The following is a 25,607-nucleotide window of genomic DNA, read 5'->3' as shown; positions in this document are numbered from 1 at the left end:
ATCAGATCCCGGGGATGAGCTGGATGAGCAGGTCGATGAGCTTGATGCCGAGGAAGGGCGTGATCACGCCGCCGAGGCCGTAGACCAGCAGGTTGCGGCGCAGCAGGACGCTCGCCGACGAGGGCCGGTAGCGCACGCCGCGCAGGGCCAGCGGGATCAGGAACACGATCACGATCGCGTTGAAGATCACCGCGGACAGGATCGCCGAGCCGGGCGAGTGCAGCCGCATGATGTTGAGCAGGTCCAGGCCCGGGTAGACGGTCGCGAACATGGCCGGGATGATCGCGAAGTACTTGGCGATGTCGTTGGCGATGGAGAACGTCGTGAGCGCGCCCCTGGTGATCAGAAGCTGCTTGCCGATCTCGACGATCTCGATCAGTTTCGTCGGGTCCGAGTCGAGGTCGACCATGTTGCCGGCCTCCTTGGCGGCCGACGTGCCGGTGTTCATGGCGACGCCGACGTCGGCCTGGGCGAGGGCGGGCGCGTCGTTCGTACCGTCGCCGGTCATCGCGACCAGCCGGCCGCCCTCCTGCTCCTTACGGATGTAGGCGAGTTTGTCCTCCGGGGTGGCCTCGGCGAGGAAGTCGTCGACGCCGGCCTCGGCGGCGATCGCCGCGGCGGTCCTCGGGTTGTCGCCGGTGATCATCACGGTGCGGATGCCCATCCGCCGCATCTCGCCGAACCGGTCGCGCATGCCCGGCTTGACCACGTCCTTCAGGTGGATCACCCCGAGGACCCGATCGTTCTCGGCCACGACTAGGGGGGTGCCGCCGGAGTCGCTGATCATGTCGACGATCGCGCCGACCTGTTCGGCGGGGTGCCCGCCGTTGGCGCGGGCCCACTTGGTCACGGCGGCGGCGGCGCCTTTGCGGATCCGCCGGCTGCCGAGGTCGACGCCGCTCATCCGGGTCTGTGCGGTGAACGGCACGAACGTGGCGTCGCTCAGCCGGCCGGGCTCACGGTCACGCAGCCCGTGCTCGTTCTCCGCCAGGACCACGATCGACCGGCCCTCGGGCGTCTCGTCGGCGAGGCTGGACAGCTGTGCTGCGTCGGCGAGAGCCAGACGATCAACCCCGTCGACGGGTACGAACTCCGCCGCCTGCCGGTTGCCGAGCGTGATCGTGCCTGTCTTGTCGAGCAGCAGGGTGTCGACGTCGCCGGCGGCCTCGACCGCACGGCCGCTCATCGCCAGGACGTTGCGCTGCACGAGCCGGTCCATGCCGGCGATGCCGATCGCCGAGAGCAACGCCCCGATGGTGGTGGGGATCAGGCAGACCAGCAGCGACACCAGCACGATCCCGGTGACGCCGTCGCCGTCGACGGCCGTGGTGTCCGGCGCCGCCGCCTGATACGCCTTCGAGAAGATCGCCAGCGGCTGCAGCGTGACGACCGCCAGCAGGAAGATGATCGTCAGGGCCGCCAGCAGGATGTTCAGCGCGATCTCGTTCGGGGTCTTCTGCCGGTTCGCGCCCTCGACCAGGGCGATCATCCGATCGACGAAGCTCTCCCCCGGCTTCTGGGTGATCCGCACGACGATCCGGTCGGACAGCACCCGGGTGCCGCCGGTCACCGCCGACCGGTCCCCGCCGGACTCGCGGATCACCGGCGCGGACTCACCGGTGATCGCCGACTCGTCGACGCTGGCGATGCCCTCGATGACGTCACCGTCCCCGGGGATGATCTGCCCGGCCCCGACGATCACCACATCGCCCTGTGCCAGGCCGGTCGCGGGAATCTCCCGGCCGTCCCGCAGATACGCGATCGTGTCCTGTTTGGCGTTGCGCAGCGCGGCGGCCTGCGCCTTGCCGCGTCCCTCGGCGACGGCTTCGGCCAGGTTGGCGAAGATCACGGTCAGCCACAGCCAGACGGTGATCGCCCACGCGAACACGCTCGGCCCGGCGATCGACAGGACCGTGGTGAAGACCGCGCCGACCTCGACGATGAACATCACCGGGTTGCGCCACATCACCCTCGGGTCGAGTTTGCGCAGCGCGCCGGGCAGCGACCGCCACAACTGTCCCGGGTCGAGCAGGCCGGCCCCGACCGGCCGGGTGGGTGGTTCAGGCGCCGGGCCCACGTCGACGAGGTCGTTCAGGGTGGTGGTCATCGGAGTCCTTCCGCGAGAGGGCCGAGCGCGAGCGCGGGCAGGAACGTGAGGGCGACCAGCACCACCGTCACACCGGCGACCATGCCGACGAACAGTGGCTGGTGCGTCGGCAGGGTGCCGTCGGAGGCGGGCGCCGGGCGCTGCCGGGCCAGCGATCCGGCCAGCGCCAGGACCAGGATCATCGGCAGGAACCGGCCGAACAGCATCGCCAGCCCGAGCGCCGTGTCCCACCAGCGGGTGTTGACCGTGATGCCGGCGAAGGCGGAGCCGTTGTTGTTGCCGGCGCTGGTGAACGCGTACAGGACTTCGGACAGCCCGTGCGGGCCGGCGTTGAGGGCGGTGGCGGCGTTGCCGGTCGCGAACGCCGCGGCCGTGCCCACCAGGACGACGAGCGGGGTGACCAGGAAGTACAGCGACGCGAGTTTGATCTCGCGCGCCTGGATCCTCTTGCCCAGATACTCGGGGGTACGCCCGACCATCAGCCCGGCCACGAAGACCGTGATGACCGCCAGGATCAGCATGCCGTACAGCCCCGAGCCCACACCGCCCGGCGCGACCTCGCCCAGCATCATGTTGACCAGCGGCATCATCCCGCCGAGCGCGGTGTACGAGTCGTGGAACGAGTTGACCGCACCGGTCGACGTGAGGGTGGTCGCGGCGGCGAAGGCGGCCGAGTTCGCCACCCCGAAGCGGGTCTCCTTGCCCTCCATCGCCGCGCCGACGGCCTGCGGCACCGTGCCCGCGCCGTGGGTCTCGAAACCGACGGTCAGCGCGATGCTGCCGAGGGCGAGGATCGCCATCACCGCGACGATGGCGTAGCCCTGCCGGTTCTGGCCGACCATCCGGCCGAACACGCGGGGCAGGCTGAACGGGATCAGCAGGATCAGGAACACCTGTAGCCAGTTCGTCCACGCCGTCGGGTTCTCGAACGGATGGGCGGAGTTGGCGTTGTAGAAGCCACCGCCGTTCGTACCCAGCTCCTTGATGACCTCCTGGGAGGCCACCGGCCCGCCGGTGATGTGCTGCGCCCCGCCGGTCAGGGTGGTGACGTCCACGCCGCCGGACAGGTTCTGCACCACGCCGCCGACCATGAACACCAGCGCGAACAGCACCGACAGCGGCAGCAGGACCCGCAGCGTGATCCGGGTCAGATCGACCCAGAAGTTGCCCAGGAGCTTCTCCCCGCGGGCGGCGAAGCCGCGCATCAGGACCACCGCGACGGCGATGCCCACGCTCGCCGACACGAAGTTCTGCACGGTCAGCCCGGCCATCTGCACCAGATGACCCATCGTGGACTCACCCGAGTAGGCCTGCCAGTTCGTGTTCGTCACGAAGCTGACCGCCGTGTTCCAGGCGATGTGATCCGCCACCGCCGGCAGGCCCAGCGACAGCCACAACCGGTCCTGCAGCCGCAGGAAGGCGTAGAGGAACAGGACCGAGACGGCAGAGAACGCGAGCACGCTGCGGGCATAGACACCCCACGTCTGCCCGGTGCTCGCGTCCACACCGACCAGGCGGTACACGCCGCGCTCGATCCGGTGGTGCCGGGCGCCGGTCACGACCCGGTACAGATGGTCACCGAACGGCCGGTACACCGCGACGAGAGCGGCGGCCAGCGTCAGCGGGAAGAGCCAGCCGGCCATCAGAACCGCTCCGGGAAGAGCAGGGCGGCCACCAGGAGGGCGGCCAGGGCGACGGCCAGGATCAGGCCGGCCAGGTTGACGGCGCTCATCAGCGTTCGGCCGCCTTGACCAGACCGGTGAACGCTGCGAACAGCGCCACCGTCAGCACGACGAACAGCAGGTCAGCCACGGAAAGCTCCTTGTCGAAACGGCGGGTTGCCAGAAGCAGCCAACCTCGCCGCGGAGCCGCCGTCACCGGCGTTGACGCGATGCCTACGCCGGGGCCCGCGATGTTGACGCGTTGTTGACGCGCAGCGTGCGCGGGGACACACCGCGAACCCGTTTGAACGCGGCGCTCAACGCGAACGGGCTTGCGTAGCCGACGTCGCGGGCGATCGTCTCCAGCGTCGCGTCGCTGCGCCGGAGCATGTCGGCGGCGCACGAGAGCCGCCACTCGGTCAGGTACGTCATCGGCGGGACGCCCACCAGCTCGGTGAACCGGCGGGCCAGCGCCGCGCGGGAGCAGCGCGCCTCGGCGGCCAGCGACGCCACCGTCCAGGCGCGGTCCGGCCGGCTGTGGATGCCGGCGAGCGCGGCGCCGACGATCGGATCGTCGCGAGCCGTGTACCAGCGCGGCGGGGACGCCTCCGGCCGCGCCAGCCAGGTGCGCACAGCGGTGATCAGGATCAGGTCGAGCAGCCGGTCGAGGACGGCGTCCTGACCGGGGGCGTCCCGGTCGACCTCGCGGATGACGTGGTCGAGCAGCACCGAGTCCCACTCGCCGGGCCGCAGCACCACCAGCTCCGGCAGCGCCGCCAGCAGCGACCGGCTGACCTCGGCCGGCGAGTGGTAGGTGCCGGTGAGCAGCATCGTCGCGCCGTCCGGGTCGTTGCCCCAGGACCGCAGGCCGAGCGGCCCCATCGGACGGGTGCCGACGACGCCCGGTATCGGCCGGCAGACCTGGTCCGGCCCGATCGTGACCTGCGGCGCGGTGGCGGCGGAGTCGGCCACGGCATACGGGCCGGAGCAGCGCACCACCGCCACGTCCCCCGGCACGATCGTGGCCGTGGCCGTGCCCGTGTCGAGGAACGCCGACCCGCGCACCACCGCGACCAGGGTGAGCGGCGCCCCGTCCGCGATCCGGATCGACCACGGCGCGGACAGCAGCGAGCGCAGGACGAAGGCGCCCCGGGCCCGCGGATCGAGGAGGCCGCCGACCGGGTCCATCCGCCCAGCGTAGACGCTCACGTATGGAATCGGGTGCCTGCCGCATGGATCAGCTCACCGCCCCGGGGTGCCATGGAGACATGACTCGTGCCTGGGATGCCCTCACCGCCGCCACCGCCCTCGGCAGCGGCCTGCTGGCCGGCGTGTTCTTCGCGTTCTCCGCCTTCGTGATGAGCGGCCTGCGCCGCCTGCCGGACCCGGCCGGCGCGGCGGCGATGCGCTCGATCAACCTCACCGCCCAGCGCCCGCCCCTGATGCTCGCCCTGTTCGGGGTCTCGGCCCTGTGCGTCGTGATGATCGCCCGGGCGGCCCTGACGTGGTCGCAGCCCGGCGCCGGCTGGTCACTGGCGGGCGCGGTCCTGACCCTGGCCGGGGCGCTCGGCGTGACGGCCGCGATCAACGTGCCGCTGAACGACCGCCTCGACGCCGGCACGATCCCCTGGCCGGACTACCTGGCCGCCTGGAACCCGGCCAACCACGCCCGTACGATCCTCTGCCTGGCCGGCTGCGCCCTGCTCCTGGTCGCCGCCTGCCGCCGCCGATGATCCCCCGTTCCGGATCGATTGTTCGGGTGGGATGGGCTGTCCCGATCGCGGCGCGAGACGGCCATCAGGGCGGCGCCGTCAGCCTGAGCAGCATGTTCGTGGGCCGGTGGGATGCGGGCCGGACGGTCCCGGGGTTCCACCGCCCCGATCGGGGCATCGGCAGGGCGGGTGGGAGTCTGGGAACCTTCGCCGGTGAAAATGCGCTCAGGCTCAGCCCGGCCGCGTGCCGGTCACCGTTGGACTCCGCTCGTCGCGGCCGCTCTCGGCGGCGTCGTGGCGCTCACCGGGACGGCCTGGGCCGGGCCTGCGGCCGTCCCGCCCGTGGAGCCGCAGCATCTGCGGGTGATGACCCACAACGTCTATCTCGGGGCGAGTCTGGCGCCGGCGCTCGCGGCGCGGACCACGCCCGCGTTGCTCGCGGCCGTCGCCACGATCTATGCGGAGGTACGGGCGACCGACTTCACCGTACGCGCGGAGGGGCTGGCCGGCGAGATCGCGCGGGAGAGCCCCGATCTGGTCGGGCTGCAGGAGGTGACCACCTGGACCACGACCGGGCCGGGCGCCGGTCCGTCCCAGGACTTCCTCGCGATCCTGCGGCAGGCTCTGGACCGCCGGGGCCTGCACTACGCGGTGGCGTCCGTCTCGCCCGGCACCGACGTGGGACCGATCCCGCTGGCCGCCCCGTGCGCGTCCACCACCGTGGGCACGTGCACGCTGCGACTGCGCGACAGCGACGTGGTGCTCGTCAACGAGCGCACCCCGGGTCTGCACTGGTCGGCGCCGCGGCACGGCCTCTATCAGGCGCGGCAGACGATTCCGCTGCCGGCGCCCGGGGTGCCGCCGGTGGAGCTGGTGCACGGGTGGGCGTCGGTCGAGGCGAAGCACCACGGGGTGTCGTTCCGGTTCGTCACCACCCATCTGGAGACCGAGCAGTTCCCGGCCGTGCAGCGGGCCCAGGCCACCGAGTTCCTCGCCGGGCCGGTCGCCGGGCCGGGGACCGTGATCGCGGTCGGTGACTTCAACTCCGCCGCGGACGGCAGCACCACCGACACGTACCAACTCCTGACCGGTCGGTTCCGCGACGCCTGGACCGAGGCCTCGCCGGGTGGGCCGGGGCTGACCTGCTGCCGCAGCGCCGATCTGAACGACCCGGCGGCGCCGCTGACGTCCCGCATCGATCTGGTGCTGCTCGACGGCGCCGCGGCGGCGAGGGATGCCCGTGTCGTGGGGGCGGAGCCGTTCCGGGCGAGCCGGCCGCGGTACACCTCCGATCACGCGGGGGTGGCGGCCACCGTCGGCTGGCGTCGCCCGGCCGGATAGGACGGTCCGGTCACGCGGCCGGGTCGCGCAACCGGCATCGACAGGGCATAGTGGCGCGCGTCGAGATCGATCGGCGTCGCCCGTTCTGGAAGGTGGTGGGAAGTGACGACGCGCCTGCGTGCCCGGGTGGCTCGAGCCGCCGCATTGTTCGCGCTGTCCGGTGGGGTGCTCGCCGGGGCCGCGACACCGGTGGCGGCCGCGCCGGCGCCGATCCGGGTCCTCAGCGTGTCCGCGGAGAACGTGGAGCCCGGCGACACGGTGCGGGTCCGCTTCCGGGTCACCAACACCGGATCCGCGGCCGAGACGGCGATCGTGGTGGTCGGTGGTGGGCTGAAATGCGTCACCGGCTGTCGCGCGGAGCCGAACCTCGGCGCCGGCAGGAGCCGCGACTTCGAGGCCACCGTCGTCGCGCCCGACGCGGCCCCGGGTGAGACGACCGGTCTGAACATCTCGGTCGCCGTGCGGCTCGGCGGGCAGAACAGTTACGACTTCAGGATGGTCTACGTGCACGGTCCGGGTGCGTCGTCGCCCGGCAAGGACAAGCCGGTCGACGGCATCTCCGGCCGGGTGCGCGACGCCGCGGGCAAGGCGGTCGGCGGTGTCGCCGTGGCCGTCAAGGACAGCGCCGGGCACGTGTACCAGGCGACGAGCGACCGGAGAGGCCGGTTCTCGATCAGGTCCACCGGCGCCCGGCCGATCGCCGCGGGCGCGATCGAGGTCGCCGCCGCCAAGGACGGCTACCGTGCCGCGAGCACGACCGTCCAGGGCAGGGCCGGGGCTGCCGCGACCGTGCAGGTGACGCTGACCGCGCTGGTCACGCCCACGAGGACGTCGGCGTCGCCGCGTGCGTCGGCGAGCCCGCTCGCGGCGGTCGCCGACGATCCGGAGCCGACGGTGACGATCGCCGGCGCGGCCGGCCCCGATCTGAGGACGGTCAGTGACGAGGGCAGCGGCCCGCTGCCGTTCGTCGCCGGCGGTGTGCTGGTCGTCGCGGGTATCGGCGCGCTCGCGCTGCTGCTCAACCGGCGCCGTCAGTAGGCGATGCTGTCCTCATGCGATCGTGTCGTCCGGCCCTGGCCGCGCTCCTGACCGCCGTCACGGTTCTGGCCGGGTGCACCAGCGGCCGGGGCGGCAGCCCCGCGCCGGCGCCTCCGGAGCCCTCGGCCGGCCCGTCGACGGCCGCCTCGGCGGACCGCGCCGCTCCCTCGTTCAGCGGGCTGGAGCAGCGGTTCGGCGCCCGGCTCGGGGTCTACGCTCTGGACACCGCCACCGGGCGGACGGTCGCCCACCGGGCGAACGAGCGCTTCGCCCACGCCTCGACGGTCAAGGCGCTGCAGGCCGGGGTGGTGCTGCGCGGCGCTTCCGACGACGACCTGCGGACGGTGGTGCGGTATGAACGGTCCGATCTGCTCGGTCACGCGCCGATCACCACGGAGCACGTCGACACCGGCATGAGCCTCGGCGATCTGCTCGCCGCGTCCCTGCGGTACAGCGACAACACCGCCGCCAACCTGCTGTTCGAGCATCTCGGCGGCCCGGACGCGCTGGAACGGGAGTTGCGCTCGCTCGGCGACCGCACCACCAGCGTCGACCGGATCGAGCCGCAGCTCAACGAGGCGCGGCCCGGGGACACCCGCGACACCAGCTCGCCCCGGGCGCTCGGCGCCACCCTGCAGACGCTGGTCCTCGGCGACGCGCTGCCCGTCGCACGCCGCGACCAGCTGACGACGTGGCTGCGGGGCAACACCACCGGTGGGCCGTACATCCGCGCGGGGGTCCCGGCCGGGTGGGTGGTCGCCGACAAGACCGGGAGCGGCGGGTACGGCACCCGCAACGACATCGCGGTCGTCTGGCCACCGGCCGGCGCTCCCCTGGTCATCGCGGTCATGTCCGACCGGGGCGTCCGCGACGCGCCGTCGGCGGACTCGCTGATCGCCGAGGCCACCGCGAAAGTCGTCGCGGCGCTGCGGCCCTGACGCCGTCTTCCGGGCGGACACGCTGATCGCCGAGGAAGTCGTCGCCTCGCTGCGGCCCTGACGCCGCGTTCTAGGCGGGTGTGGTGGTGTCGCCGGGGCGGCGCGGGACGGCCGCGAGGGCGATGTCGACGGTGGTGTGCAGGGCGTCCCGGCCGACGCCCGCCGCGGCGTGGACCGCGTTGCCCTCGCTGACCACCATCACGTAGCGGCCGAGCGCGGCCGGATCGGTGCCGGCTGGCAGGTCGCCCTCGTCGACGGCCCGGGCGAGCCGGGCGACGAGGGCCGCCTCACCGGCGAGGCGGCTGGCGGCCAGGAAACCGGCGACGGTGCCGCCGTCGCTGCCGGCGGCCAGGCCGCCCTGGATCGAGAGACAGCCGTGCGGGCGGTCGGCGCGGGTGAGGGCGTCGGCGTTGGCCCGCAGAAACCTTTCGATCACCTGGTACGCCGTGGGCGCCGCCAGCGCCTCCCGGGCGTAGGCCATGTCCGCCTCGGCGTAGCGGGCGATCGCCCGTTTGAACAGCTCCTCCTTGTTGCCGTAGGCGGCATACATGCTGGGCCGGTTGATGCCCATCGCGTCGGTGAGATCGCTGAGCGACGCGCCCTCGTAGCCGTGCCGCCAGAACACCTCGACGGCCCGGTCCAGAGCGGCCTCGCTGTCGAAGCCCCGTGGCCGTCCCCGCTCGCGCGCCTGCGTCATGTGCTCCCCCTCGGGTGATGCAGCTCATCCTAACCGATCGGTACAGAAATAGCCGGGGGCGTGCTAGCGTTCCCCACATCAGTACCGATCGGTACAGAAATGAGGTACGTCGACATGACCTTCTCCCAGCGAGCCGGACTGTGGAGCATGCAGCTGCGCTCCGCGGACCGGCCGCACATCCGCGACGCCGTCGCCGAGCTCGACGACCTCGGCTGGCGCACCATCTGGTCACCCGGCCTGGACGGCGCCGGAGCACTCGACGACGTCGAGGCGTTGCTGGCCGCCGCCCCGCACAGCACCGTCGTCACCGGCGTGCTGAACATCTGGGGCCAGACCGCTCCCGAGCTGTCCGCCCGGGTCGCGGCATTCGACAGCGCGCACGGCGCCCGTACCGTCATCGGTCTCGGCATCGGCAGCCCCGCCGGGGCCTCCGCGAGCGGGCAGGACTACGGCAACCCCGTCGAGTCGATGCGGCGTTACCTGGACCGGCTCGGCTCCGGGATCAGCGCCGACCGGCTGCTGCTCGGCGCGCTCGGCCCGAAGATGGTCGACCTGGCCGTGCACCGGACAGCCGGCTGGCACCCCTTCCTGGTCACGCCGGAGTACGTCCACGCGTACCGCGGCAAGGTCGGGCCCGGCCCCCTGATCGCGCCGCACCAGGCCGTCGTCCTGGACACCGACCCGGACCGCGCCCGGGCGGCAGCCCGCGCCGGCATCGGCATGTTCCTGGGCTTCCCCACCTACCGCAACAACCTGAAACGCCTCGGCTTCGACGACGCCGACCTGGTGCCCGGCGGCAGCGACCGCCTGATCGACGCGCTCGTCGCGCACGGCACCGCCGACGACGTCGAACGCCGGATCAGCGCCCACCTCGACGCCGGCGCCGACCACGTCGCCGTGCACGTTCTCACCGCACCCGGCTCCACCGGCCTTCCCCTCGCCCAGTGGCGCGACCTCGCCGCTCTCGTCAAGTAAAGGACCGATCATGTCTCAGCTCACCGGCAAGACCGCCCTCGTCACCGGCGCCACCTCCGGCATCGGCCTGGCCGCCGCCCAGCGCCTGGCCGCCGACGGCGCGCACGTCTTCCTCACCGGCCGTCGGCAGGACGCCCTCGACGCCGCGGTGGCGGGCATCGGCGCCGGCGCCACCGGCATCCGCGCCGACGTCGCCCGGCTCGACGACCTCGACCGGGTGGCCGCCACCATCAGGGACCACGGCGCGGGCCTCGACATCGTGTTCGCCAACGCCGGCGGGGGCGAGTTCGCCGCCCTCGGCGACATCACCTGGGAGCACTACGCCACCACGTTCAACACCAACGTCGGCGGTACGTTGTTCACCGTGCAGAGCGTCCTGCCACTGCTCAACCGGGGTGCGTCGATCATCGTGACCAGCTCCAACATCGACGTCAAGGGCGCGGCCTCGTTCAGCGTCTACGCCGCGAGCAAGGCGGCGCTGCGGTCGCTGACCCGCAGCTGGGCGGCCGAGCTGGTCGGCCGTGACATCCGGGTCAACAGCATCGCGCCCGGACCGATCGGCACTCCCGGCCTCAGCGGCCTGGCCCCGGACGCGGAGGCGGCCGAGCAGCTGCTCAAGGGGCTGGCGTCCGGCGTGCCGATGAACCGGCTGGGCCGCCCCGAGGAGATCGCCGGCGTGGTCGCGTTCCTGGCCTCCGGCGCCAGCTCGTACATGACCGGCGCCGAGCTCTACGTCGATGGCGGGGCCAGCCAGATCTGAGCGACGCCCGCCGCCCGGTTGATCACGCCTGCTAGCGTCACGCGCCTGGATCGTCCGGAGGAGTTGCGTTGGCAGGTCGCGTTCGCCTGGCCGGGGTGGTGACGGCGCTGAGCCTGCTCGCCGCCTGCGACACCGGGGCCGCGCCACCCACCGCCGGCACCCAGCCGACGGTGACGGCCGCCCCGGTGGCCTCGGCGGTCTCGGCGCACCCGGCGGGCTTGTCCGACCCGGCCGGCGCGGCGGGACCGATGGTCCCGACCACCTCGGCCGGGACCTCGCCGCCGGCGTCGTGCGCTCGTGAGAGCCGTCCGGGCGGGCTTCTCACCAGCGGCGACGCATGGCCCGCGGCCGAGTTCGACGCCGTGTCGCTGGCCGCGTACCAGCTGGACGGGACCTGCGACGGAGGCCCGGAATGGCCGCGGGACTGTGACCTCTTCGACCGCCTGCTCCTCGACGGATGGCCCGGGTACCGCGCTGAGGGCGTCCGCCACATCGCCGGCATCAGCGTCCTGAGCACCTCCGGAACCGCGATCGAGGAGCGGATTCTGCTCTTCCGGACGCCTGACGCCGTCGGCCGTCAGGTGCTCGCCGACCGCGCGAGGGCCTGCGGGGCCACCCGAAGGAGCCTGTCGAGGCAGGCGGCGCTCCACGAATTCCCGGCGCAGGCCGGCCGGCGCCGCTTCCTGGTGATCGACCGGACTTTCGCGATCCAGCTCACCGTTCCCGCCGGTGTCGACGCGACGAGACTGATCGACCTGGCACGCCGCCGCGCCGGCGCACCGCTCTGAACGACGTCCCCATCACCGGAACGAGCGGCCACACCTCGCCGCACCGATCCACCGCCGCCCCTCCGGGTGACCGCTCCCGGCGACGTCGGATCGTCGGCCGCCGCGGCGGGGTCATCCGGTGACGCCGGGCAAGCCGATCAGGCCCGCGACCAGGCCCAGCAGGGCGCAGACGCCGAGGATCCGCAGCACCGGCCACTTCAGCTTGAAGATCAGGACGGCGGCGATGACCGCGATGACGACCGGGGTCCAGCGGACGGTGGCCGGCTGCGGGTAGTGCAGGTTCAGCGGTCCGGTGGTGAGCGTGTCGCCGGCGGCGAAGAGGGTGTGGACGGCGAAGTACAGGCCGAGGTCGGCGATCACGCCGACGACCGCGGCGGTGATGCCGGTCAGGGCGGCCGACAGGGCGTGGTTGCCACGGAGACGTTCCACATAGGGTGCTCCCAGCAGGATGAACAGGAAGCACGGCACGAAGGTCACCCACGTGGTCAGCAGGGAGGCGACGACTCCGGCGACCCGCGGGTCGAGGTTGCCGGGACGGTGGTACGCGCCGAGGAACGCCACGAACTGCACGACCATGATCAACGGGCCGGGGGCGACTCGGCGAGGGCCAGGCCGCGGACCATGTCACCGGCCGACAGCCACGCGTAGTGCTCGACCGCACGCTGGGCGACGAACGCGAGCACGGCGTAGGCGCCGCCGAAGGTGACCACGGCCGTACCGGAGAAGAAGAGGCCCTGCTGGGTGTAGACGCTGCCGGTCCCGGTGGCCGCCGCGACGACGGCGACGGGCAGGAACCAGGCGAGCAGGCCGGCTGCCAGGACGACGCCGGCGCGACGGGCCGACGGCTGGTCGTGGTGCAACGCGTCGTCGGAGATCAGCGGCTGCGGCCCGCCGGGCTTCTCGCCGTGGCCCGCTCCCCCGGCCGACAGGTGGGGCGACCGGCGGTGCAGGGCCCAGCCGGCGAGCGCGGCCACCGCGACGACGATCGGGAACGGCACCCCGAAGACGGCCAGGGCCAGGAACGCCGCCACCGCGAAACCGACCAGGACCCGGTTGGTCAGCGCCCGGCCGCCGACCCGCCAGACCGCCTGCGCGACGACCGCGACGACGGCCGGGGCCAGCCCGGCGAACACGGCGGTCACCGCGGTGGTGTCGCCGAATCCGACGTAGACCGCGGAGAGGACGAGCAGGGCGACGACGCCGGGCAGTACGAACAGGGTGCCCGCGACCAGGCCGCCGCGCAGCCCGTTGAGCAGCCAGCCGACGTAGATGGCCAGCTGCTGCGCCTCCGGGCCGGGCAGCAGCATGCAGTAGTTGAGCGCGTGCAGGAACCGGCGCTGCCCGATCCAGCGGCGTTCGTCGACGAGGTGGCGCTGCATGACGGCGATCTGCCCGGCCGGGCCGCCGAAGGTCTGCAGCGAGATCACGAACCAGGCGCGCACCGCGTCGCGGAACGGAACCACGTCGCGGGCGGAGGCCCCGGCTTCGGTGTCGGTCATCATGACTCCGGAGAATCGAACAGACGGAACGGGCTCAGGCGGGCGGCCGGCCGAGCAGCAGCGCGCGACGGTGATACTCGTACAGCCCGTCGAAGAGCGGGCCGGTCAGGCGCACCACCTCGTCGTCGGGGCAGACCATCGACAGGCCGCGCAGCACGACGTCGAGGCCGGCCGCCTCCGGGGCGTCGAAACGCTCGTCGTCGAGGTCGGCCTCGTGCACGATCTCGGCGAGTTTCCACAGCACCGGGTCGGTGAGCTGGTAGCGGCGCAGGAGGGTCTCGAAGGTGCAGTCCTCACCGTGGTGGCCCAGGTCGACACCGCGCATGTCGAACGGGGTGGCGTCGGCGGGCACCGCGGCCGGCTCGGTGACGAAGACGAACCGTGCCTCCGGGCTGCCGGCCGCTCCCCTCGACCACCCGGCAATGTAACCACGGTTACCGTTCAAAGGGCCGGCGACAGAGCGACCGTTTCCCCTCGCTCGAGCGCCCGCACCCGGGTGAGCGACCGGTTGCGGCACTCGGTGAGGAAGTCGCTGAGCGGGGATTTCATCACCGCGTAGTCGTCGTAGTGGATCGGCAGCGTCAGCCGCGGGCGGATCAGGCCGGTCAGGTCGGCGCCCTGCCTGCCGTCCATGGTGAGCAGCAGGCCGAGCAGCCGGGTGCCGCCCAGGTGGATGAGCATCGCGTCGATCTCGCCGCAGCGCTGCCGGATCTCGCCGAGGTGCGGCCGGTAGAGCGTGTCGCCGGTGATGTAGAGCCGCAACCGCGGCGCGCCGTCCACCTCCCACTCGATCAGCGAGCCCATCACGTCGGGCAGCAGCCGGTCGACGAGCCCCGGGCCGTGCCGGCCGGGCAGGGCGGTGATCCGCAGCAGCTGCCCGTCACGGCGCCACTCCCGGGCGTCCCAGGTGGGCAGCCCGGTGGTGGTGAAGTCACGCCGGCGCAGGCGGCGCTGCGCCTGCGGGGTGGTGACGATCGGCAGCGTCGACGGCAGTGCCCGGCGGGCGGCCCGGTCGAAGTGGTCGCCGTGCAGGTGCGAGAGCAGCACCAGGTCGAGGGGCGGCAGGTCGGCGTACGCCATCGCCGGGTCCCGGAGCCGTCGTGTCCAGGCGCCCCAGCCGAGATGGACGCGGCTGCCCGCCGGCCCGAACGCGGGATCGGTGAGCAGCGTGAACGTGCCGAGGCGCAGCAGCGTGGTCGCATTGCCGATGAACGTGACGTCGGCGTCGAGGGCGGGGCTCATGCGGCCACCGCCGGCGCGGGCCGCGGGCGGTCGCGGACCGGTCGCGCGGCCCCGGCCGGACGGCCCGGTTTGCTGGAGGTCTGCATGCGGGCCCGGGTTCCCCGATTCGCGGCGCTCAACCCAGCATCCTCGACACCGGCAGGAACGCGTCCAGGGCGATGATCAGCGCGGCGACCGCCCGTGGTGACGGCCCACGCGGCGACGGCCGAGGCGGTGACGGTGGTGGCCGGGCGGTTCACCTGGCCGCCGAGCACGTCCCGCCGCCGGGTCAGCGGCTCCGCCGCGGAGAGCAGGGCGGGCGAGCGACCATGGCACGCGGGCCGGCGCTCAACGGCACGGACGAATGGGTACGGACGGGGCCTGGCCGTGAAGCCCGGCCCCTCAGGACCCGCCCGCGCCGACGCCGAGCAGCCCGGCGGCCATCGTCAGGATGAAGGCGACCACCATGGCGAAACCGATCAGCAGGCCGAGCCCGGCGCCGGTGACCAGGACCGTACGGCCCGCGGTGAGCGAGCTGTCGATGACCGACCGTCCCAGCGAGGGGTGGACGATCGGGGCGGGCCGGAACGGCGGGAGGTCCACACGGCTTGCGTTCATGCCCACGACGATCCACCCGCCACCTCAAGACGGCCTCCAGCCCGGGGCAAGCTCCGCGCAGGACCGGTCAGCGGGCAGCGGCGCGTTCGCGCAGCGCCTCGCACCGGCGGCCCGGTGTCACACGGTCCGGATCTGGTGCCGTAACGCCTGGTGGAGCGGGTTTCGCCGTTCCGCCGGCGCGAGACGGGTGCTGGTCTCCAGCGCCTCGGCCGCCCGGTCGGTGGCGCCGGTCTGCAGGTAGGCGCGGGCCAGCGTCAGGTAGTGGCCGGCGTGCTGCTCCCGTGGCAGGCTGGGCAGCGCCTGCTGGAGACGGCGGTGGATGGTGATCGCGTCGGCGCCCTCACCCAGCTCGACGGCGACGCTCGCCCGGGACAGCTCGGTGACCGTCCGGCCGAACCGGGTCCAGTATCGGACGGTGTCCTGCTCCAGGCGGGCGGCCACACCGTCCGCCTCGGCGAGCAGGCTCCGGGTGGTCGCGGTGTCCGCCATCCGGGCCGCCGCGGCGGCGCCCTGCAGCAGCAGCGTCCCCTCGACGACCAGCTGGGTGTGATGCGGGCGGTGTCGCGCGGGCAGGCTCGTGGTGGCCGTCATGCTGAGGTTGAGCGCCGGTGTCGTACGGCCCATCGCCAGCATGGTCGCCGCGGCGAACCGTGACGCGGCCGCGGTCAGCAGCGGATCGTGTCCCCGGGCCGCGGCCTCGATCGCCCGGTCGGCGGCCAGCCACGACAGCTGGTATTCGCCGAGTTTCCGCAGCGCCGCGGCGGTCACCTGGTAGGCCTGGCTGAGCAGGCGGGCCGCCTCCGGCCCGTCGTCGCCGCCGGCCCGGATCCCGTCGGACGTCACGGCGTCGTGCAGCAGCCGCGGCAGCGCCCCGGTCAGGCCGCCGTACTCGGCCTGCCGGTAGCACCGCCACGCGTCCCGCAACCCGACCGCGATCACCACGAGCGGCGCGGCGACCGCGTCCGGGGCGGGGCCGAGCGCGTCGCGGCGTTCCAGGCACTCCCGGATCCGTTCCAGGTTGTCGCCGATCGGGTCGCCGGTGGGCAGCGGCTGGGGGCGCGGGTCCCGGCCCATCAGCAGCGGCAGGTCGATCTGCAGGGCCGCGGCGATCCCCCGGGCGCTGTCCGCGGTGGGGATCCGGTCGAGGCCCTCCTCGACCGAGGCGACCCAGGCGTCGGACCGGCCCAGCCGCCGGGCCACCTCGTGCCGGGTCAGCCCGCGCCGCCGCCGCCAGAACGCGACCCGGCGGCCGTCCGGCACCTCCTCGCTCACCGGCGGCGAGGCACGGCCCGCGGCCGGCGCGCCGGCCGTGCCGGTGAGCTGCCCGGCGACCGCCTGGACGAAGTCGTGCGCCGTCGCCGGGAAGCCGTCTTCGCCGTCCAGGCCGAGCACGTGCAGGGTCAGCTCGTCGTGCAGCTCCCACAGAGTGACCGCCTCGGCCAGCAGCGTCGGCCTCTCGGTCATGTCATCCGGCTCGGTCGTGCCCGGCACACCGCCCGTCGGGGGCATCGGAGCCCTGCCTCTCGCATCCGGATAGGGCCGGCCGCCGTTCGGGCCGGAGTGAAATTCATCGAAATCGTCTCAGAGATCCGCCTGGGACAGGTCGCACATTCTGTGCGGTCCGGCGTACGGGCGCAACGCCCGCGTTCATCAGCGCCGCCGATGTCACCCGGTCGGTTGAATCTTGGAACAACATCGAAGAGCGTGGAACAGGATGGGTACGTGCCGAACCCGTCCGTGTCCGCAAGCCGCCCGCCGTCGGTGCTGTCGGTGAACACCGTCGCGGAACTCGCCGCCGCCCTGGGGCAGCTCCGCCGGTGGGCCCGGCCCTCACCCGCCGACGATCCGCCGACCCTGCGTGTCCTCGCCGACCGCACCGGCGTGCCGCTGGCCACCCTCTCCAACGCCCTCTCCGGCCGCATCCTGCCCGGCACCCGCGTCGTGTACGCGTTCGCCCGCGCCTGCGGCCTGCCCGACGACGACGTCACGGCGTGGACCGAGGCGCGCCAGCGGGCCGCCGACAACCGCCGCGCCCACCGCCGGGCAGCGGCCGCATCCGCCGTTCCCGCGCCGGGGATGGCCACGGTGGGCCTGGCCGCCGCGCCCGCCGCGCAGACCGCCATCATCCTCACCGCCATGCCCACCGCTGTGGCGGCGAGCTACCTGACCACGCTCCCGCCGGACCAGGCCGGCCGATACCTCACCGCGATGCCCGGCGAGGCCGCCGCCGATTGCCTGCGCACCATGCCGGCCCACGCCGTCCTCGACTGCCTCATCGCCATGCCCGCGACCACCGCCGCCGGGCTCCTGCAGACCGAGAGCCTGGTGGTGGCGGCCGACCACCTGCAGTCGATGCCGCCGTCCGCCGGTCAGGCCGTGCTCGCGGCCCTGCCCAGCGCCGTCTCGGCCCGGCTGCTGTACGAGATGCCCCGCCAGAACGCGCTGGCCCTGGTGGCGGGCATGCCGACGGACTGGAAGACCACGCTGATGGCCGACCCGGCGCTGCCCACGGCGCTGGCCATCGAGGTCCTGTACAGCGCCAACTACACCTGGGCCACCACCGTCCTCGACGCCATCGGCACGTCCCGGGCTGCCAAGATCATCGCCTCGCTCCCGCCGGACGCCGCCGCGGGCCTGCTCACCGGCCTGGCCCCGGCCCGCGCCTGCGACCTGCTGACCCGGATCCCGGCCGACCGCGCCGCCCGGGTCCTCACCGAGACCGACCCCCGGGACGCGGTGAGCCTGCTGACCGCCCTGCCCACCGCGACGGCCACCGCCGCCCTGGCCACCCTTCCCCTGAACGAGGCGGCCACCCTTCTCGAGGCCGCCGGCGCGAGCCACCGCCACCGGCTGCTCGCGCACACCGAGCCCCGCCGGGCCCGGGCGCTGCGCACCACGATCCCGGTCCCCCGCCCGCCACAGGAGCCCCAAGACCCCGCCGACCAGGCACCCCCGGCCGGAGTCCCTCACCGGTGACCGCTCGCGCCGGCCGCGCTACTCGAAGGCGGCGAGGTGACGCTCGCGGGCCCGGGTGAGGTGGTCGCGCATCGCCGCCTCGGCGCGGGACGGGTCGCGGTCCCGGACGGCGGCGGCCACGGCACGGTGCTCGGCGTCGGTGACGGCGATCTGGGCGTACGGAAAACGGCGCCGATGCAGATGCAGGTGGGCGTGCAACCGGCTGATCGCGTCGCGCAGCAGCGGGCTGGCCGACATCTGTGCCACCAGGTCGTGCAACCGGGCGTCGAGGGCGGTGAACGCCGCCTGCCAGCGAGTGTCGCCGGGCGGGACGGTGCGGGCCGCCGCCATCAGCTCCTGGACCTGAGCGCGCGTGGCGTGGTCGGCGGCCCGCCGGGCGGCCGTGCACTCCAGCAGCAGCCGCATGTCGAACATGTCGTCAAACTCGGTGACGGTGAGCAGCGGGCTGACCGTGTATCCGGCCCGCGGCCGTTTGCGGACCAGCCCCTCGGACTCCAGCCGGGCCAGCGCCTCGCGGACCGGGGTGGGTGAGACCTCCAGCTCCCGCGCGAGAGCGTCGATGTTGACCCGGTCGCCGGGCGCGAGGAGGTGCTCCAGCACCTCCTATAGGATCTACGAATTCGGCCAGCCGGTGGACCCGCGCTCGGAAGGACCGACCCCGTTGATCATCGACGCGCACCAGCATCTGTGGACCTCCGGCTACGCCTGGCTGCGAGAGCCCGAATCGGCCCGGCCGAACGTGGTCGCCAAGCTGTCCGGCCTGGTCACCGAGGCCGCCTGGGCGACGTGGACGCCGCGTGACCTGAAGCCGTACGTCGACATCGCGATCGACCTGTTCGGCGACGGCCGGCTCATGTCCGGCTCGGACTGGCCCGTCCTCGAGCCGGCGGCCACCTACGCCGACGTCAAGGACGCGATGACCGGGCTGCTCGGCGGCGCCCCGGCCGACGTGTTCGCCGGCACCGCCATCAGCACCTACCACCTGGAGCCGGGGTGAGCACGATGACGTCGTTCAGCACCCTGGTCGCGGTCGTCACCGGCGGCGGCTCCGGCATCGGCGCCGCGATCACCGCCGCGTTCCGGGCCCGGGGCGCACGGGTCGGTGTCCTCGATCTGCACCCGGGCGACCCTGCCGACGGGCTGCTGCCGGTGACCGCCGACGTGACCGACCGTGGATCGCTGGAGGCGGCGACGGCCGCGGTGGCCGAGGCGTTCGGCGGCATCGACATCCTGGTCAACAGTGCCGGGATCGGTGCGGTCGGCCCGGTCGAGGGCAACGACGACGCCGAGTGGCACCGGGTCCTCGACGTCAACGTGGTCGGCATCGCGCGGGCCACCACGGCGGCGCTGCCGTACCTGCGGCGCAGCCGGCACGGCGCGATCGTGAACCTCTCGTCGATCGCGGCGAACGCCGGGCTGGTGCAGCGGGCCCTCTACTCCGCCTCGAAGGGCGCCGTGCATTCGCTCACTCTCGCGATGGCCGCCGACCTGGTGGGCGAGGGCATCCGGGTGAACTGCCTGGCGCCCGGCACCGTCGACACGCCGTGGGTGCAGCGGCTGCTCGCGCGGACCGGCGACCCGGAGGCCGAACGTGCCCGGCTGGCCGCCCGGCAGCCCACCGGCCGGCTGGTGACCGCGGACGAGGTGGCGGCCGCCGCGGCGTACCTGGCGTCACCGGAGGCGGGCGCGACCACCGGCATGTCGCTCGCGGTCGACGGCGGCATGTCCGGTCTGCGGCTGCCCCGGCGGTGACAGCGCGCACCGCGGGATAAAGATCTCATAAGGACACTGCTGACGCTGCGCCGACCGCGCGTCCCGCACGATGCCGGGGTGCGACACGGGGTCTCGAGATTCTTCGGCTTTCTGATGGTGGTGGCGATCGTCCTGGCGGGCGGCGCGAGACCGGCGGCGGCGATCGCCTACGGCGACGACGTGCCCGACGGCGACTATCCCTTCTCGGTACGGCTGACCATGACCGGCCTGCCAAACGGCGACGGGGGCACCCGGGACAGCTCGTGCTCCGGAGCGCTGATCGCGCCCCGCTGGGTGATCACTGCCGGCCACTGTTTCCGCGACGACGACGGGCAGCACGTGAGCCGTACGGTCGCGCGCTCCACGACCGCCGTCGTCGGGCGTACCGACCTGCGGAGACGGGCCGGCCACGAGATCGAGGTGATCGGGGTCCGGCAGGCCGGCACCGGTGACGTGGCCCTCGCCGAGCTGGAGACCGCGGTCACCGACGTCCGGCCGCTGCGGATCGCCACCGGCCCGCCGGCCTCCGGGGAGAGGATCCGGCTCACGGGGTACGGCCGGACCGAGGACACCGGCGACGAGGGCTCCGTCCGGCTGCAGACGGGCCTGTTCACCGTGGACAGCGTCGGCGACTCGCTGATGGAGGTCTCCGGCGTGGCGCCGCGCCGGGACACCAGCGCCTGCCCGCACGACTCCGGCGGCCCGTACTTCCGGGAGCTGCCGGACGGCACGCCCGAGCTGGTGGCGCTGGTCAGCACCGGGCCGGAATGCCCGCACAGCGGGGCCGACCTGGGCGCCCGCACCGACGGCCTGGTCACGTGGATCGCCGGCGAGATGAACGGCGACGGGAACGGCGTGCCACTCCTGGCGCCGGTGGCGGTGCTGCTCGCCGGCGGCGTGCTGGTGGTGTTCCTGCTGCGCCGGGCCCGCCGGGTGGCGCCGGGCCGCCGTCAGTAGTCGGCGGAGGCGTCGTAGCCGGGGATGTCCATCGCCGTGGTCAACGCGAGCGCGATGACCACGGCCAGCCCGATGATCAGGCCGAACCCGGTCATCGCGACCAGGGCGGACCGGCCCAGGATCAGCACACCGTCGACGACCGACCGGCCCAGGGTGGGGTAGGTGAAGTCGGCGGGGAGCGGCTGGCCGTCCAGGCGAGATGCGTTCATGCCTCCACGATCGGCGGACCGCCTCAAGCCTGGCTCCAGCGGCCGTCAGACCGTACGCAAGGATGCTCTTGATCCGCCGGAGGCCGACAGCGCCGGCGGGCGATCTAGGCTCGGGGCATGACGACCCTTGCCGGCCGCACCATCGCGGCCCTGCGCAGCGAGCAGGACGGCCTCGCCGCCCTCGTCCCGTCGCTCACCCCCGACCAGCTGACCGGCCCGTCCGGCGCCTCCGCCTGGACGATCGCCGACGTCCTGTCGCACCTGGGCAGCGGCGCCGAGATCACCCGGGCCGGGTTCCTGGCCGCCGTGGGCAAGGCCGAGGCGCCCGGCCCCGACTTCAACCAGAGCGTATGGGACCGGTGGAACGCGTCGGACCCCCAGGATCAGGCCACCGGCTCGATCAGCGCCAACGAGACGCTCGTCGCCGATCTCGAGTCGGTGCCCGAGGACCGCCACGAGGAGCTCCGCGTCCGGACGTTCCTGCCCGACCCGGTGCCGTTCGCCCTCTTCGCGGGCCTGCGGCTGAGCGAGGTGGCCCAGCACACCTGGGACGTGCGGGTGGGCCTGGACCCGTCGGCGGCCCTCTCCGGGGAGTCGGCGGAGGTTCTCGCCGAGCACCTGGCCGGCGGGCTGGGCTTCCTGCTCGGCTTCATCGGCAAACCGAAGGAGGCGCCGGAGCAGGCGGTCGTCGCGGTCAGCGGCACGCCGTACCGGATCGTGATCGAGGAGTCGGTGCGGTTCACCACCGACGACCTGCCCGCCACGGCCACCTTCACCGGGCCGCTGGAGGCGGTGCTCCGGCTGATCTACGGACGGCTCTCCGCGGCGCACACCCCGGCCGGCACCGAGGTGACCGGCAACCTCACGCTCGACGACCTGCGCGCCACCTTCCCCGGCTTCTGACGGCCGGGGAGGCGGCGCCGGCCGGTCAGCCGATCCGGTACGGGTCGTCGGCCGCCCGGAACTCCTCACGTGCGCCCGGGACGCGGCCCTGCCGCTGACCGGCCACCCCGTAGCGGCGCAGCGCGGCCCGCCCGGACGACAGGTCCTCCGGGCGGGCGTTCCGGGACGTGGCGCGGCCGCTGCCGTCCCAGCTCATCGCGTAGTACTGGTACAACCGGACGACCTCGTCGCCGGTCAGGGGCTCGTCGGCCTCGGCGTCGACGTCCGGGGCGTCCTTGATGTACGCCTTCTCGAACGGCACCACGACCCGGTCCCCTTGCAGGTCCGCGTCCCGCAACGGCACCAGCGACTCGCCCAGCCCGAACCATCCGGTCCGTACGCTGGCCCACGCCGGCTCCCCGGCGCCGTCGCTCCACACCGCGCCGATGCTGCCGACCTTGTCCCCGGTGCTGTCGTACACGTCGTGGCCGTACAGCGTGTCGATCTGGTCTCGGGTGATCATCGTGGCTCCTCACGTCCAGGGGGTTGGTGTCCTCTCAGCTACCCGCCCGGACGGCGTGTGCACGTGAAATCACGGTGAGTCACCCGTTCGGCGCGGGAACGGGTTCACCTCAGATTCCTCTTGACCGGTAAAGAAGGCCTCGCTACTGTACCGGTATAGAAACCGAGTGAGGAGCCCGCCATGAACTTCCCCGTCGCCCTGGTCACCGCCGTCACCGCCACCCGTGACAACGTCGGCAGCGCCCGTCCCGGCGCGCCCGTCGTGCCGGACACCGAACGCCCCCGCCGCGCCCGGACGATCCGCGCCGGGGTGGCCCGCGGCCTGATCCGCGTCGCCCACGTCATCGCCCCCGCGTGACCTCGCCACCGCCGCACGGCCACGGCAGCGCTATCGTGGCCTTCTACGGCGAGGTGAGCACAGGAACCGGCGGTGACGTGGCGGCACGCGTGACATTGCAGACCATCGCCGATCGTGTCGGCGTCAGCCGCATGACCGTCTCCAACGCCTTCTCCAAACCCGACCAGCTGTCGGCGGCGCTGCGATCACGCATCCTCGCCGCCGCCGACGAGCTGGGCTACGTCGGCCCCGACCCGACGGCCCGCGCCCTGGCCCGGGGCACCACCGGCACCATCGGCATCGTCCTGACGTCGTCGCTGCGGTTCGCCTTCACCGATCAGGTCGCCACCCGCTTCCTCGGCGCGATCGCCGAGGAGCTCGCCCCCACCGGTCTGGCCATCACCCTGCTCACCTCGGCCGACAGCGGCGCCATCGTCCCGGCCCGCGACCTCGCGATGGACGGCGCGCTCATCTACTCCTGCGACCCGACGTCCTCGGTCGTCGAGGTGCTGTCGCGCCGGCGGATGCCGCTGGTCTACGTCGACCAGGACCCGGTGGCGGAGGTCTCCAGCGTGAACGTCGACGACCGGGCCGGCGCCCGGGCCGCCGCCCAGCACCTGGTCGACCTGGGCCACCGCCGGATCGGCCTGCTGCTGTCCGGCCTGCACGGCCCGCACGGCGTCGTCGACCCCGACACGCTTCCCCCCGACGGCCACGCCTCCCGTCAGCGGCTGCTCGGCTGGCAGGACGCGCTGCGCCCGGCCGGCATCATCCCGCCCGCGGTCCGCCAGGACGGCACCGGCCCGGAGCCCGCCCGTCACGCCGCCCACCTGCTGCTGGACCGCCCCGACCGGCCCACCGCGGTCCTCTGCTTCTCCGACGTCGTCGCCCACGGCGTCCTGCAGGCCGCCGCCGAGCTGGGCATCGAGGTCCCCCGCGAGCTGTCGGTGGCCGGCTTCGACGACAACCCGATCGCTGTTCAGGTCCGGCCGGCCCTCACCACCGTCCGCCAGGACGTCGAGGCCAAGGGCCGCGCGGCCGCCGCCGCACTCACCGCGGCCATCGCGCAGTCCCGCACGACCGGTGACATCACCCCCCAGCACGTCCTGCTCCCCACCGGCCTGGTGGTCCGCGACAGCACCGCGCCCCCGTCCTGATCCCCGGAAGTACGCCTCCTCGCGTCACGCCCCGCGCCGGTCAGCTCCTCCCCTGATCCGGCCGGATCCGGACCGGACGCGGCTCGGCCCGGGCGGCACGGCCTTCTCCCGGCGGAGACTTCGTACGCTGGAACGCATGGATCATGTCGATGCCGGTGTGCTGTCGATCGCCTACCTGCAGGACGGCCCGGCCGATGGCTGGCCGGTCATCCTGTCGCACGGTTTTCCGTACGACGTCCACGCCTACGACCGGGTCGTCCCGGCGCTGACCGCCCACGGCGCCCGGGTGATCCGCCCCTATCTGCGGGGTTTCGGCCCGACCCGGTTCCGGTCCGCCGGCACCGTCCGCAGCGGACAGCAGGCCGCCCTCGGGTCGGACCTGATCGCGCTCGCCGAGGCGCTGAGCCTGGACCGGCCGATCGTGGCCGGATACGACTGGGGCGGCCTGGCCTCCTGTGTCGCGGCCGCGCTCTGGCCGCACCGGGTGGCCGGGCTGGTGTCGCTGGCGGGTTACGACATCATCGACATCGAGCGGCAGCGGCACGCGTTCCCCCCGGCCGTCGAGCACGCGGTGTGGTATCAGCACCTGTTCCAGACCGAACGCGGCCGCGAGTCACTGGCCGCCCACCGCCGAGAGCTGTGCCGGATGCTGTGGCGGCAGTGGTCGCCACAGTGGGCGTTCGACGACGCGACCTTCGCCCGTACCGCCACGTCCTTCGACAACCCGGACTTCGTCGACGTCGTCATCCACGCCTACCGGCACGCGCTCGGCCGGGCCGCGGGCGATCCGGCGTACGACGCGCTGGAGGCCCGCCTGGCCACGCGCCCGCCGATCACCGTGCCCGCCGTGACCCTGGACGGCGTCTCCGACACCCTCAAACCGGGCGGCACCGCCGGCCACGCCCCCCAGTTCACCGCCGCCCACGAGCACCGGACGATCGACGCCGGCCACAACCTCCCGCAGGAAGCCCCCGACGCCTTCGCCGATGCCGTCCTGACCGTCCGCTCCCACCGGACCTGACCCGGCGCCCTGTGCGAGGGTCGTGGCATGAGTAGCCCTGTGTCAACCCGCCACGGTTTGATCTTGGTTGAGGAGTCGTTGGAGGGCTGGGTGTTGTGCGGGATCGTAGGCGGTGCTGGTGGTCCAGCACTTCCAGATGATGTCGAGCCAGGCGCGGGCCAGGATCCGCACGCTGTGCGGATGGTCGTGGCCGCGGTTGCGGGCGCGGTTGTAGAGCTCGGCGGCCCAGGGATTGCTGTGGCGGCTGTCGCCGGCGAAGTCGCAGACGGCGTCGCGCAGTTGTTTGTCGACGGCCCAGCGGAACGCGACGATGCGGGCTTTGCCGGACTCGCGGGTCGACGGTACGACGCCGGCGAGGCAGGCCAGCGAGGCCGGGGTCGGGAATCTTCCGCGGGCGTCGCCGATCTCGGCGAGCAGGCGGGCGGCGCGGATGGTCCCG

Annotated in this window: 29 protein-coding genes and 1 pseudogene; 15 read left to right on the top strand and 15 right to left on the bottom strand. The window is 73.3% G+C overall.

Translation table 11 applies throughout. The features are described from left to right. Nucleotide 1: 1 nt before the first annotated feature. Genes kdpB through BM290_RS45925 form a run of 5 tightly spaced genes read right to left on the bottom strand, consistent with a single transcriptional unit; the run spans nt 2 to nt 4,956 of the window. Nucleotides 2–2,107 carry a potassium-transporting ATPase subunit KdpB gene (gene kdpB / locus BM290_RS45940; protein ID WP_093622327.1) on the bottom strand — a complete coding sequence of 702 codons (2,106 nt, stop codon included), beginning with the start codon at nt 2,105–2,107 and terminating at the stop codon, nt 2–4. Continuing rightward, nucleotides 2,104–3,750 carry a potassium-transporting ATPase subunit KdpA gene (gene kdpA / locus BM290_RS45935; protein ID WP_093622326.1) on the bottom strand — a complete coding sequence of 549 codons (1,647 nt, stop codon included), beginning with the start codon at nt 3,748–3,750 and terminating at the stop codon, nt 2,104–2,106. Before kdpA ends, kdpB begins: the two co-directional genes overlap by 4 nt. Then, nucleotides 3,750–3,839: a potassium-transporting ATPase subunit F gene (locus BM290_RS45930; RefSeq protein WP_093622325.1), complete on the bottom strand. Its 90-nt coding sequence runs from the start codon at nt 3,837–3,839 to the stop codon at nt 3,750–3,752. The genes kdpA and BM290_RS45930 overlap by 1 nt, the downstream gene beginning before the upstream one ends. Beyond that, nucleotides 3,839–3,985: a hypothetical protein gene (locus tag BM290_RS48970; protein ID WP_177320187.1), complete on the bottom strand. Its 147-nt coding sequence runs from the start codon at nt 3,983–3,985 to the stop codon at nt 3,839–3,841. Before BM290_RS48970 ends, BM290_RS45930 begins: the two co-directional genes overlap by 1 nt. Before the next feature lie 17 nt (nt 3,986–4,002). Next, on the bottom strand, nt 4,003–4,956 hold the full coding sequence (locus BM290_RS45925; RefSeq protein ID WP_093622324.1) for an AraC family transcriptional regulator: 954 nt from the start codon (nt 4,954–4,956) through the stop codon (nt 4,003–4,005). A gap of 80 nt (nt 4,957–5,036) precedes the next feature. On the opposite strand from BM290_RS45925, the gene BM290_RS45920 reads away from it, so the two are divergent. From BM290_RS45920 to bla, 4 genes are all read left to right on the top strand, one after another. Next, complete coding sequence (locus BM290_RS45920; protein ID WP_093622323.1) at nt 5,037–5,501, top strand: anthrone oxygenase family protein; 465 nt, start codon at nt 5,037–5,039, stop codon at nt 5,499–5,501. A gap of 198 nt (nt 5,502–5,699) precedes the next feature. Further along, nucleotides 5,700–6,821, top strand: coding sequence for an endonuclease/exonuclease/phosphatase family protein (locus BM290_RS45915; RefSeq protein ID WP_239144141.1), 1,122 nt, complete (start codon nt 5,700–5,702; stop codon nt 6,819–6,821). Nucleotides 6,822–6,923: 102 nt separating this feature from the next. Next, nucleotides 6,924–7,859 (top strand): carboxypeptidase-like regulatory domain-containing protein, encoded by a 936-nt coding sequence (locus BM290_RS45910; protein WP_093622321.1) that lies wholly within the window; start codon nt 6,924–6,926, stop codon nt 7,857–7,859. Between the two features lie 14 nt (nt 7,860–7,873). Continuing rightward, on the top strand, nt 7,874–8,797 hold the full coding sequence (gene bla, locus BM290_RS45905) for a class A beta-lactamase (protein ID WP_093622320.1): 924 nt from the start codon (nt 7,874–7,876) through the stop codon (nt 8,795–8,797). 70 nt (nt 8,798–8,867) lie between these two features. Here bla and BM290_RS45900 read toward each other — a convergent pair whose 3' ends face one another. Next, nucleotides 8,868–9,494: a TetR/AcrR family transcriptional regulator gene (locus tag BM290_RS45900; RefSeq protein WP_093622319.1), complete on the bottom strand. Its 627-nt coding sequence runs from the start codon at nt 9,492–9,494 to the stop codon at nt 8,868–8,870. Nucleotides 9,495–9,593: 99 nt separating this feature from the next. Here BM290_RS45900 and BM290_RS45895 point away from each other — a divergent pair, with 99 nt between their 5' ends. The 3 genes from BM290_RS45895 to BM290_RS45885 all read left to right on the top strand — a co-directional run bounded on the left by BM290_RS45895 (nt 9,594) and on the right by BM290_RS45885 (nt 12,017). After that, on the top strand, nt 9,594–10,469 hold the full coding sequence (locus BM290_RS45895) for a TIGR03620 family F420-dependent LLM class oxidoreductase (protein WP_093622318.1): 876 nt from the start codon (nt 9,594–9,596) through the stop codon (nt 10,467–10,469). Nucleotides 10,470–10,479: 10 nt separating this feature from the next. After that, a complete protein-coding gene (locus BM290_RS45890) occupies nt 10,480–11,229 on the top strand; it encodes an SDR family NAD(P)-dependent oxidoreductase (protein ID WP_093622317.1) in 750 nt (249 codons plus the stop codon). A 68-nt stretch (nt 11,230–11,297) separates the two neighbouring features. Further along, a complete protein-coding gene (locus tag BM290_RS45885; protein ID WP_143134216.1) occupies nt 11,298–12,017 on the top strand; it encodes a hypothetical protein in 720 nt (239 codons plus the stop codon). 111 nt (nt 12,018–12,128) lie between these two features. Here BM290_RS45885 and chrA read toward each other — a convergent pair. The 5 genes and pseudogenes from chrA to BM290_RS45860 form a co-directional block, all read right to left on the bottom strand. Then, a pseudogene (chrA, locus tag BM290_RS45880) lies at nt 12,129–13,516 on the bottom strand (chromate efflux transporter). 34 nt (nt 13,517–13,550) lie between these two features. After that, on the bottom strand, nt 13,551–13,961 hold the full coding sequence (locus BM290_RS45875) for a chromate resistance protein ChrB domain-containing protein (protein ID WP_093622315.1): 411 nt from the start codon (nt 13,959–13,961) through the stop codon (nt 13,551–13,553). Beyond that, a complete protein-coding gene (locus BM290_RS45870; protein ID WP_093622314.1) occupies nt 13,958–14,758 on the bottom strand; it encodes an MBL fold metallo-hydrolase in 801 nt (266 codons plus the stop codon). Before BM290_RS45870 ends, BM290_RS45875 begins: the two co-directional genes overlap by 4 nt. A 381-nt stretch (nt 14,759–15,139) precedes the next feature. Next, nucleotides 15,140–15,355 (bottom strand): hypothetical protein, encoded by a 216-nt coding sequence (locus BM290_RS45865; protein ID WP_143134215.1) that lies wholly within the window; start codon nt 15,353–15,355, stop codon nt 15,140–15,142. 117 nt (nt 15,356–15,472) lie between these two features. After that, nucleotides 15,473–16,819, bottom strand: coding sequence for a helix-turn-helix domain-containing protein (locus BM290_RS45860; protein ID WP_177320186.1), 1,347 nt, complete (start codon nt 16,817–16,819; stop codon nt 15,473–15,475). A gap of 240 nt (nt 16,820–17,059) precedes the next feature. Here BM290_RS45860 and BM290_RS45855 point away from each other — a divergent pair, with 240 nt between their 5' ends. Then, entirely contained in the window at nt 17,060–18,331 is a 1,272-nt protein-coding gene (locus BM290_RS45855; RefSeq protein ID WP_177320185.1) for a magnesium transporter MgtE N-terminal domain-containing protein, read from the top strand. A gap of 18 nt (nt 18,332–18,349) precedes the next feature. Here the strand turns inward: BM290_RS45855 and BM290_RS45850 are convergent, their stop codons facing one another. Continuing rightward, on the bottom strand, nt 18,350–18,931 hold the full coding sequence (locus BM290_RS45850; RefSeq protein WP_203779927.1) for a GntR family transcriptional regulator: 582 nt from the start codon (nt 18,929–18,931) through the stop codon (nt 18,350–18,352). A gap of 61 nt (nt 18,932–18,992) precedes the next feature. Here BM290_RS45850 and BM290_RS45845 point away from each other — a divergent pair, with 61 nt between their 5' ends. The 3 genes from BM290_RS45845 (at nt 18,993) to BM290_RS45835 (ending at nt 21,040) form a co-directional block, all read left to right on the top strand. Continuing rightward, entirely contained in the window at nt 18,993–19,328 is a 336-nt protein-coding gene (locus BM290_RS45845) for an amidohydrolase family protein (protein WP_239144138.1), read from the top strand. Between the two features lie 5 nt (nt 19,329–19,333). Continuing rightward, nucleotides 19,334–20,083: an SDR family NAD(P)-dependent oxidoreductase gene (locus tag BM290_RS45840; protein ID WP_093622341.1), complete on the top strand. Its 750-nt coding sequence runs from the start codon at nt 19,334–19,336 to the stop codon at nt 20,081–20,083. A 78-nt stretch (nt 20,084–20,161) separates the two neighbouring features. Then, nucleotides 20,162–21,040, top strand: a complete 879-nt coding sequence (locus BM290_RS45835) for a S1 family peptidase (RefSeq protein WP_239144139.1) — start codon at nt 20,162–20,164, stop codon at nt 21,038–21,040. Here the strand turns inward: BM290_RS45835 and BM290_RS45830 are convergent. Beyond that, on the bottom strand, nt 21,034–21,249 hold the full coding sequence (locus BM290_RS45830; protein WP_093622309.1) for a hypothetical protein: 216 nt from the start codon (nt 21,247–21,249) through the stop codon (nt 21,034–21,036). The two genes, BM290_RS45835 and BM290_RS45830, sit on opposite strands and share 7 nt — an antisense overlap. A gap of 117 nt (nt 21,250–21,366) precedes the next feature. Here BM290_RS45830 and BM290_RS45825 point away from each other — a divergent pair, with 117 nt between their 5' ends. After that, nucleotides 21,367–22,152 (top strand): maleylpyruvate isomerase family mycothiol-dependent enzyme, encoded by a 786-nt coding sequence (locus BM290_RS45825; protein WP_093622308.1) that lies wholly within the window; start codon nt 21,367–21,369, stop codon nt 22,150–22,152. Nucleotides 22,153–22,177: 25 nt separating this feature from the next. Here the strand turns inward: BM290_RS45825 and BM290_RS45820 are convergent, their stop codons facing one another. Further along, nucleotides 22,178–22,654 (bottom strand): PRC-barrel domain-containing protein, encoded by a 477-nt coding sequence (locus tag BM290_RS45820; RefSeq protein WP_093622307.1) that lies wholly within the window; start codon nt 22,652–22,654, stop codon nt 22,178–22,180. A 180-nt stretch (nt 22,655–22,834) separates the two neighbouring features. Between BM290_RS45820 and BM290_RS48965 the strand changes: the two genes are divergently transcribed. From BM290_RS48965 to BM290_RS45810, 3 genes are all read left to right on the top strand, one after another. After that, nucleotides 22,835–23,011: a hypothetical protein gene (locus tag BM290_RS48965; protein ID WP_177320184.1), complete on the top strand. Its 177-nt coding sequence runs from the start codon at nt 22,835–22,837 to the stop codon at nt 23,009–23,011. Further along, complete coding sequence (locus tag BM290_RS45815) at nt 23,008–24,147, top strand: LacI family DNA-binding transcriptional regulator (protein WP_239144140.1); 1,140 nt, start codon at nt 23,008–23,010, stop codon at nt 24,145–24,147. Before BM290_RS48965 ends, BM290_RS45815 begins: the two co-directional genes overlap by 4 nt. Before the next feature lie 136 nt (nt 24,148–24,283). After that, nucleotides 24,284–25,168, top strand: a complete 885-nt coding sequence (locus BM290_RS45810; RefSeq protein ID WP_093622306.1) for an alpha/beta fold hydrolase — start codon at nt 24,284–24,286, stop codon at nt 25,166–25,168. Between the two features lie 42 nt (nt 25,169–25,210). Here BM290_RS45810 and BM290_RS45805 read toward each other — a convergent pair. Then, a partial coding sequence (locus BM290_RS45805) for a transposase (RefSeq protein WP_143134214.1) occupies nt 25,211–25,607 on the bottom strand: 397 nt, incomplete at its 5' end.

The sequence above is a fragment of the Actinoplanes philippinensis genome (genome assembly GCF_900113015.1).
GTDB lineage: Bacteria > Actinomycetota > Actinomycetes > Mycobacteriales > Micromonosporaceae > Actinoplanes > Actinoplanes philippinensis.
This window is presented reverse-complemented; position numbering and strand designations above follow the sequence as displayed.

What these genes read in the sequence shown, in the direction of transcription:
- BM290_RS45825 (WP_093622308.1), top strand. Translation starts at nt 21,367, where the DNA reads ATGACGACCCTTGCCGGCCGCACCATCGCGGCCCTGCGCAGCGAGCAG.
- BM290_RS45810 (WP_093622306.1), top strand. Translation starts at nt 24,284, where the DNA reads ATGGATCATGTCGATGCCGGTGTGCTGTCGATCGCCTACCTGCAGGAC.
- BM290_RS45860 (WP_177320186.1), bottom strand. Translation starts at nt 16,819, where the DNA reads ATGACCGAGAGGCCGACGCTGCTGGCCGAGGCGGTCACTCTGTGGGAG.
- BM290_RS45890 (WP_093622317.1), top strand. Translation starts at nt 10,480, where the DNA reads ATGTCTCAGCTCACCGGCAAGACCGCCCTCGTCACCGGCGCCACCTCC.
- bla (WP_093622320.1), top strand. Translation starts at nt 7,874, where the DNA reads ATGCGATCGTGTCGTCCGGCCCTGGCCGCGCTCCTGACCGCCGTCACG.
- BM290_RS45895 (WP_093622318.1), top strand. Translation starts at nt 9,594, where the DNA reads ATGAGGTACGTCGACATGACCTTCTCCCAGCGAGCCGGACTGTGGAGC.
- BM290_RS48965 (WP_177320184.1), top strand. Translation starts at nt 22,835, where the DNA reads ATGAACTTCCCCGTCGCCCTGGTCACCGCCGTCACCGCCACCCGTGAC.
- BM290_RS45830 (WP_093622309.1), bottom strand. Translation starts at nt 21,249, where the DNA reads ATGAACGCATCTCGCCTGGACGGCCAGCCGCTCCCCGCCGACTTCACC.
- BM290_RS45925 (WP_093622324.1), bottom strand. Translation starts at nt 4,956, where the DNA reads ATGGACCCGGTCGGCGGCCTCCTCGATCCGCGGGCCCGGGGCGCCTTC.
- BM290_RS45915 (WP_239144141.1), top strand. Translation starts at nt 5,700, where the DNA reads ATGCGCTCAGGCTCAGCCCGGCCGCGTGCCGGTCACCGTTGGACTCCG.
- BM290_RS45900 (WP_093622319.1), bottom strand. Translation starts at nt 9,494, where the DNA reads ATGACGCAGGCGCGCGAGCGGGGACGGCCACGGGGCTTCGACAGCGAG.
- BM290_RS45920 (WP_093622323.1), top strand. Translation starts at nt 5,037, where the DNA reads ATGACTCGTGCCTGGGATGCCCTCACCGCCGCCACCGCCCTCGGCAGC.
- kdpA (WP_093622326.1), bottom strand. Translation starts at nt 3,750, where the DNA reads ATGGCCGGCTGGCTCTTCCCGCTGACGCTGGCCGCCGCTCTCGTCGCG.
- BM290_RS45930 (WP_093622325.1), bottom strand. Translation starts at nt 3,839, where the DNA reads ATGAGCGCCGTCAACCTGGCCGGCCTGATCCTGGCCGTCGCCCTGGCC.
- BM290_RS45870 (WP_093622314.1), bottom strand. Translation starts at nt 14,758, where the DNA reads ATGAGCCCCGCCCTCGACGCCGACGTCACGTTCATCGGCAATGCGACC.
- BM290_RS45865 (WP_143134215.1), bottom strand. Translation starts at nt 15,355, where the DNA reads ATGAACGCAAGCCGTGTGGACCTCCCGCCGTTCCGGCCCGCCCCGATC.
- BM290_RS45840 (WP_093622341.1), top strand. Translation starts at nt 19,334, where the DNA reads ATGACGTCGTTCAGCACCCTGGTCGCGGTCGTCACCGGCGGCGGCTCC.
- BM290_RS45820 (WP_093622307.1), bottom strand. Translation starts at nt 22,654, where the DNA reads ATGATCACCCGAGACCAGATCGACACGCTGTACGGCCACGACGTGTAC.
- kdpB (WP_093622327.1), bottom strand. Translation starts at nt 2,107, where the DNA reads ATGACCACCACCCTGAACGACCTCGTCGACGTGGGCCCGGCGCCTGAA.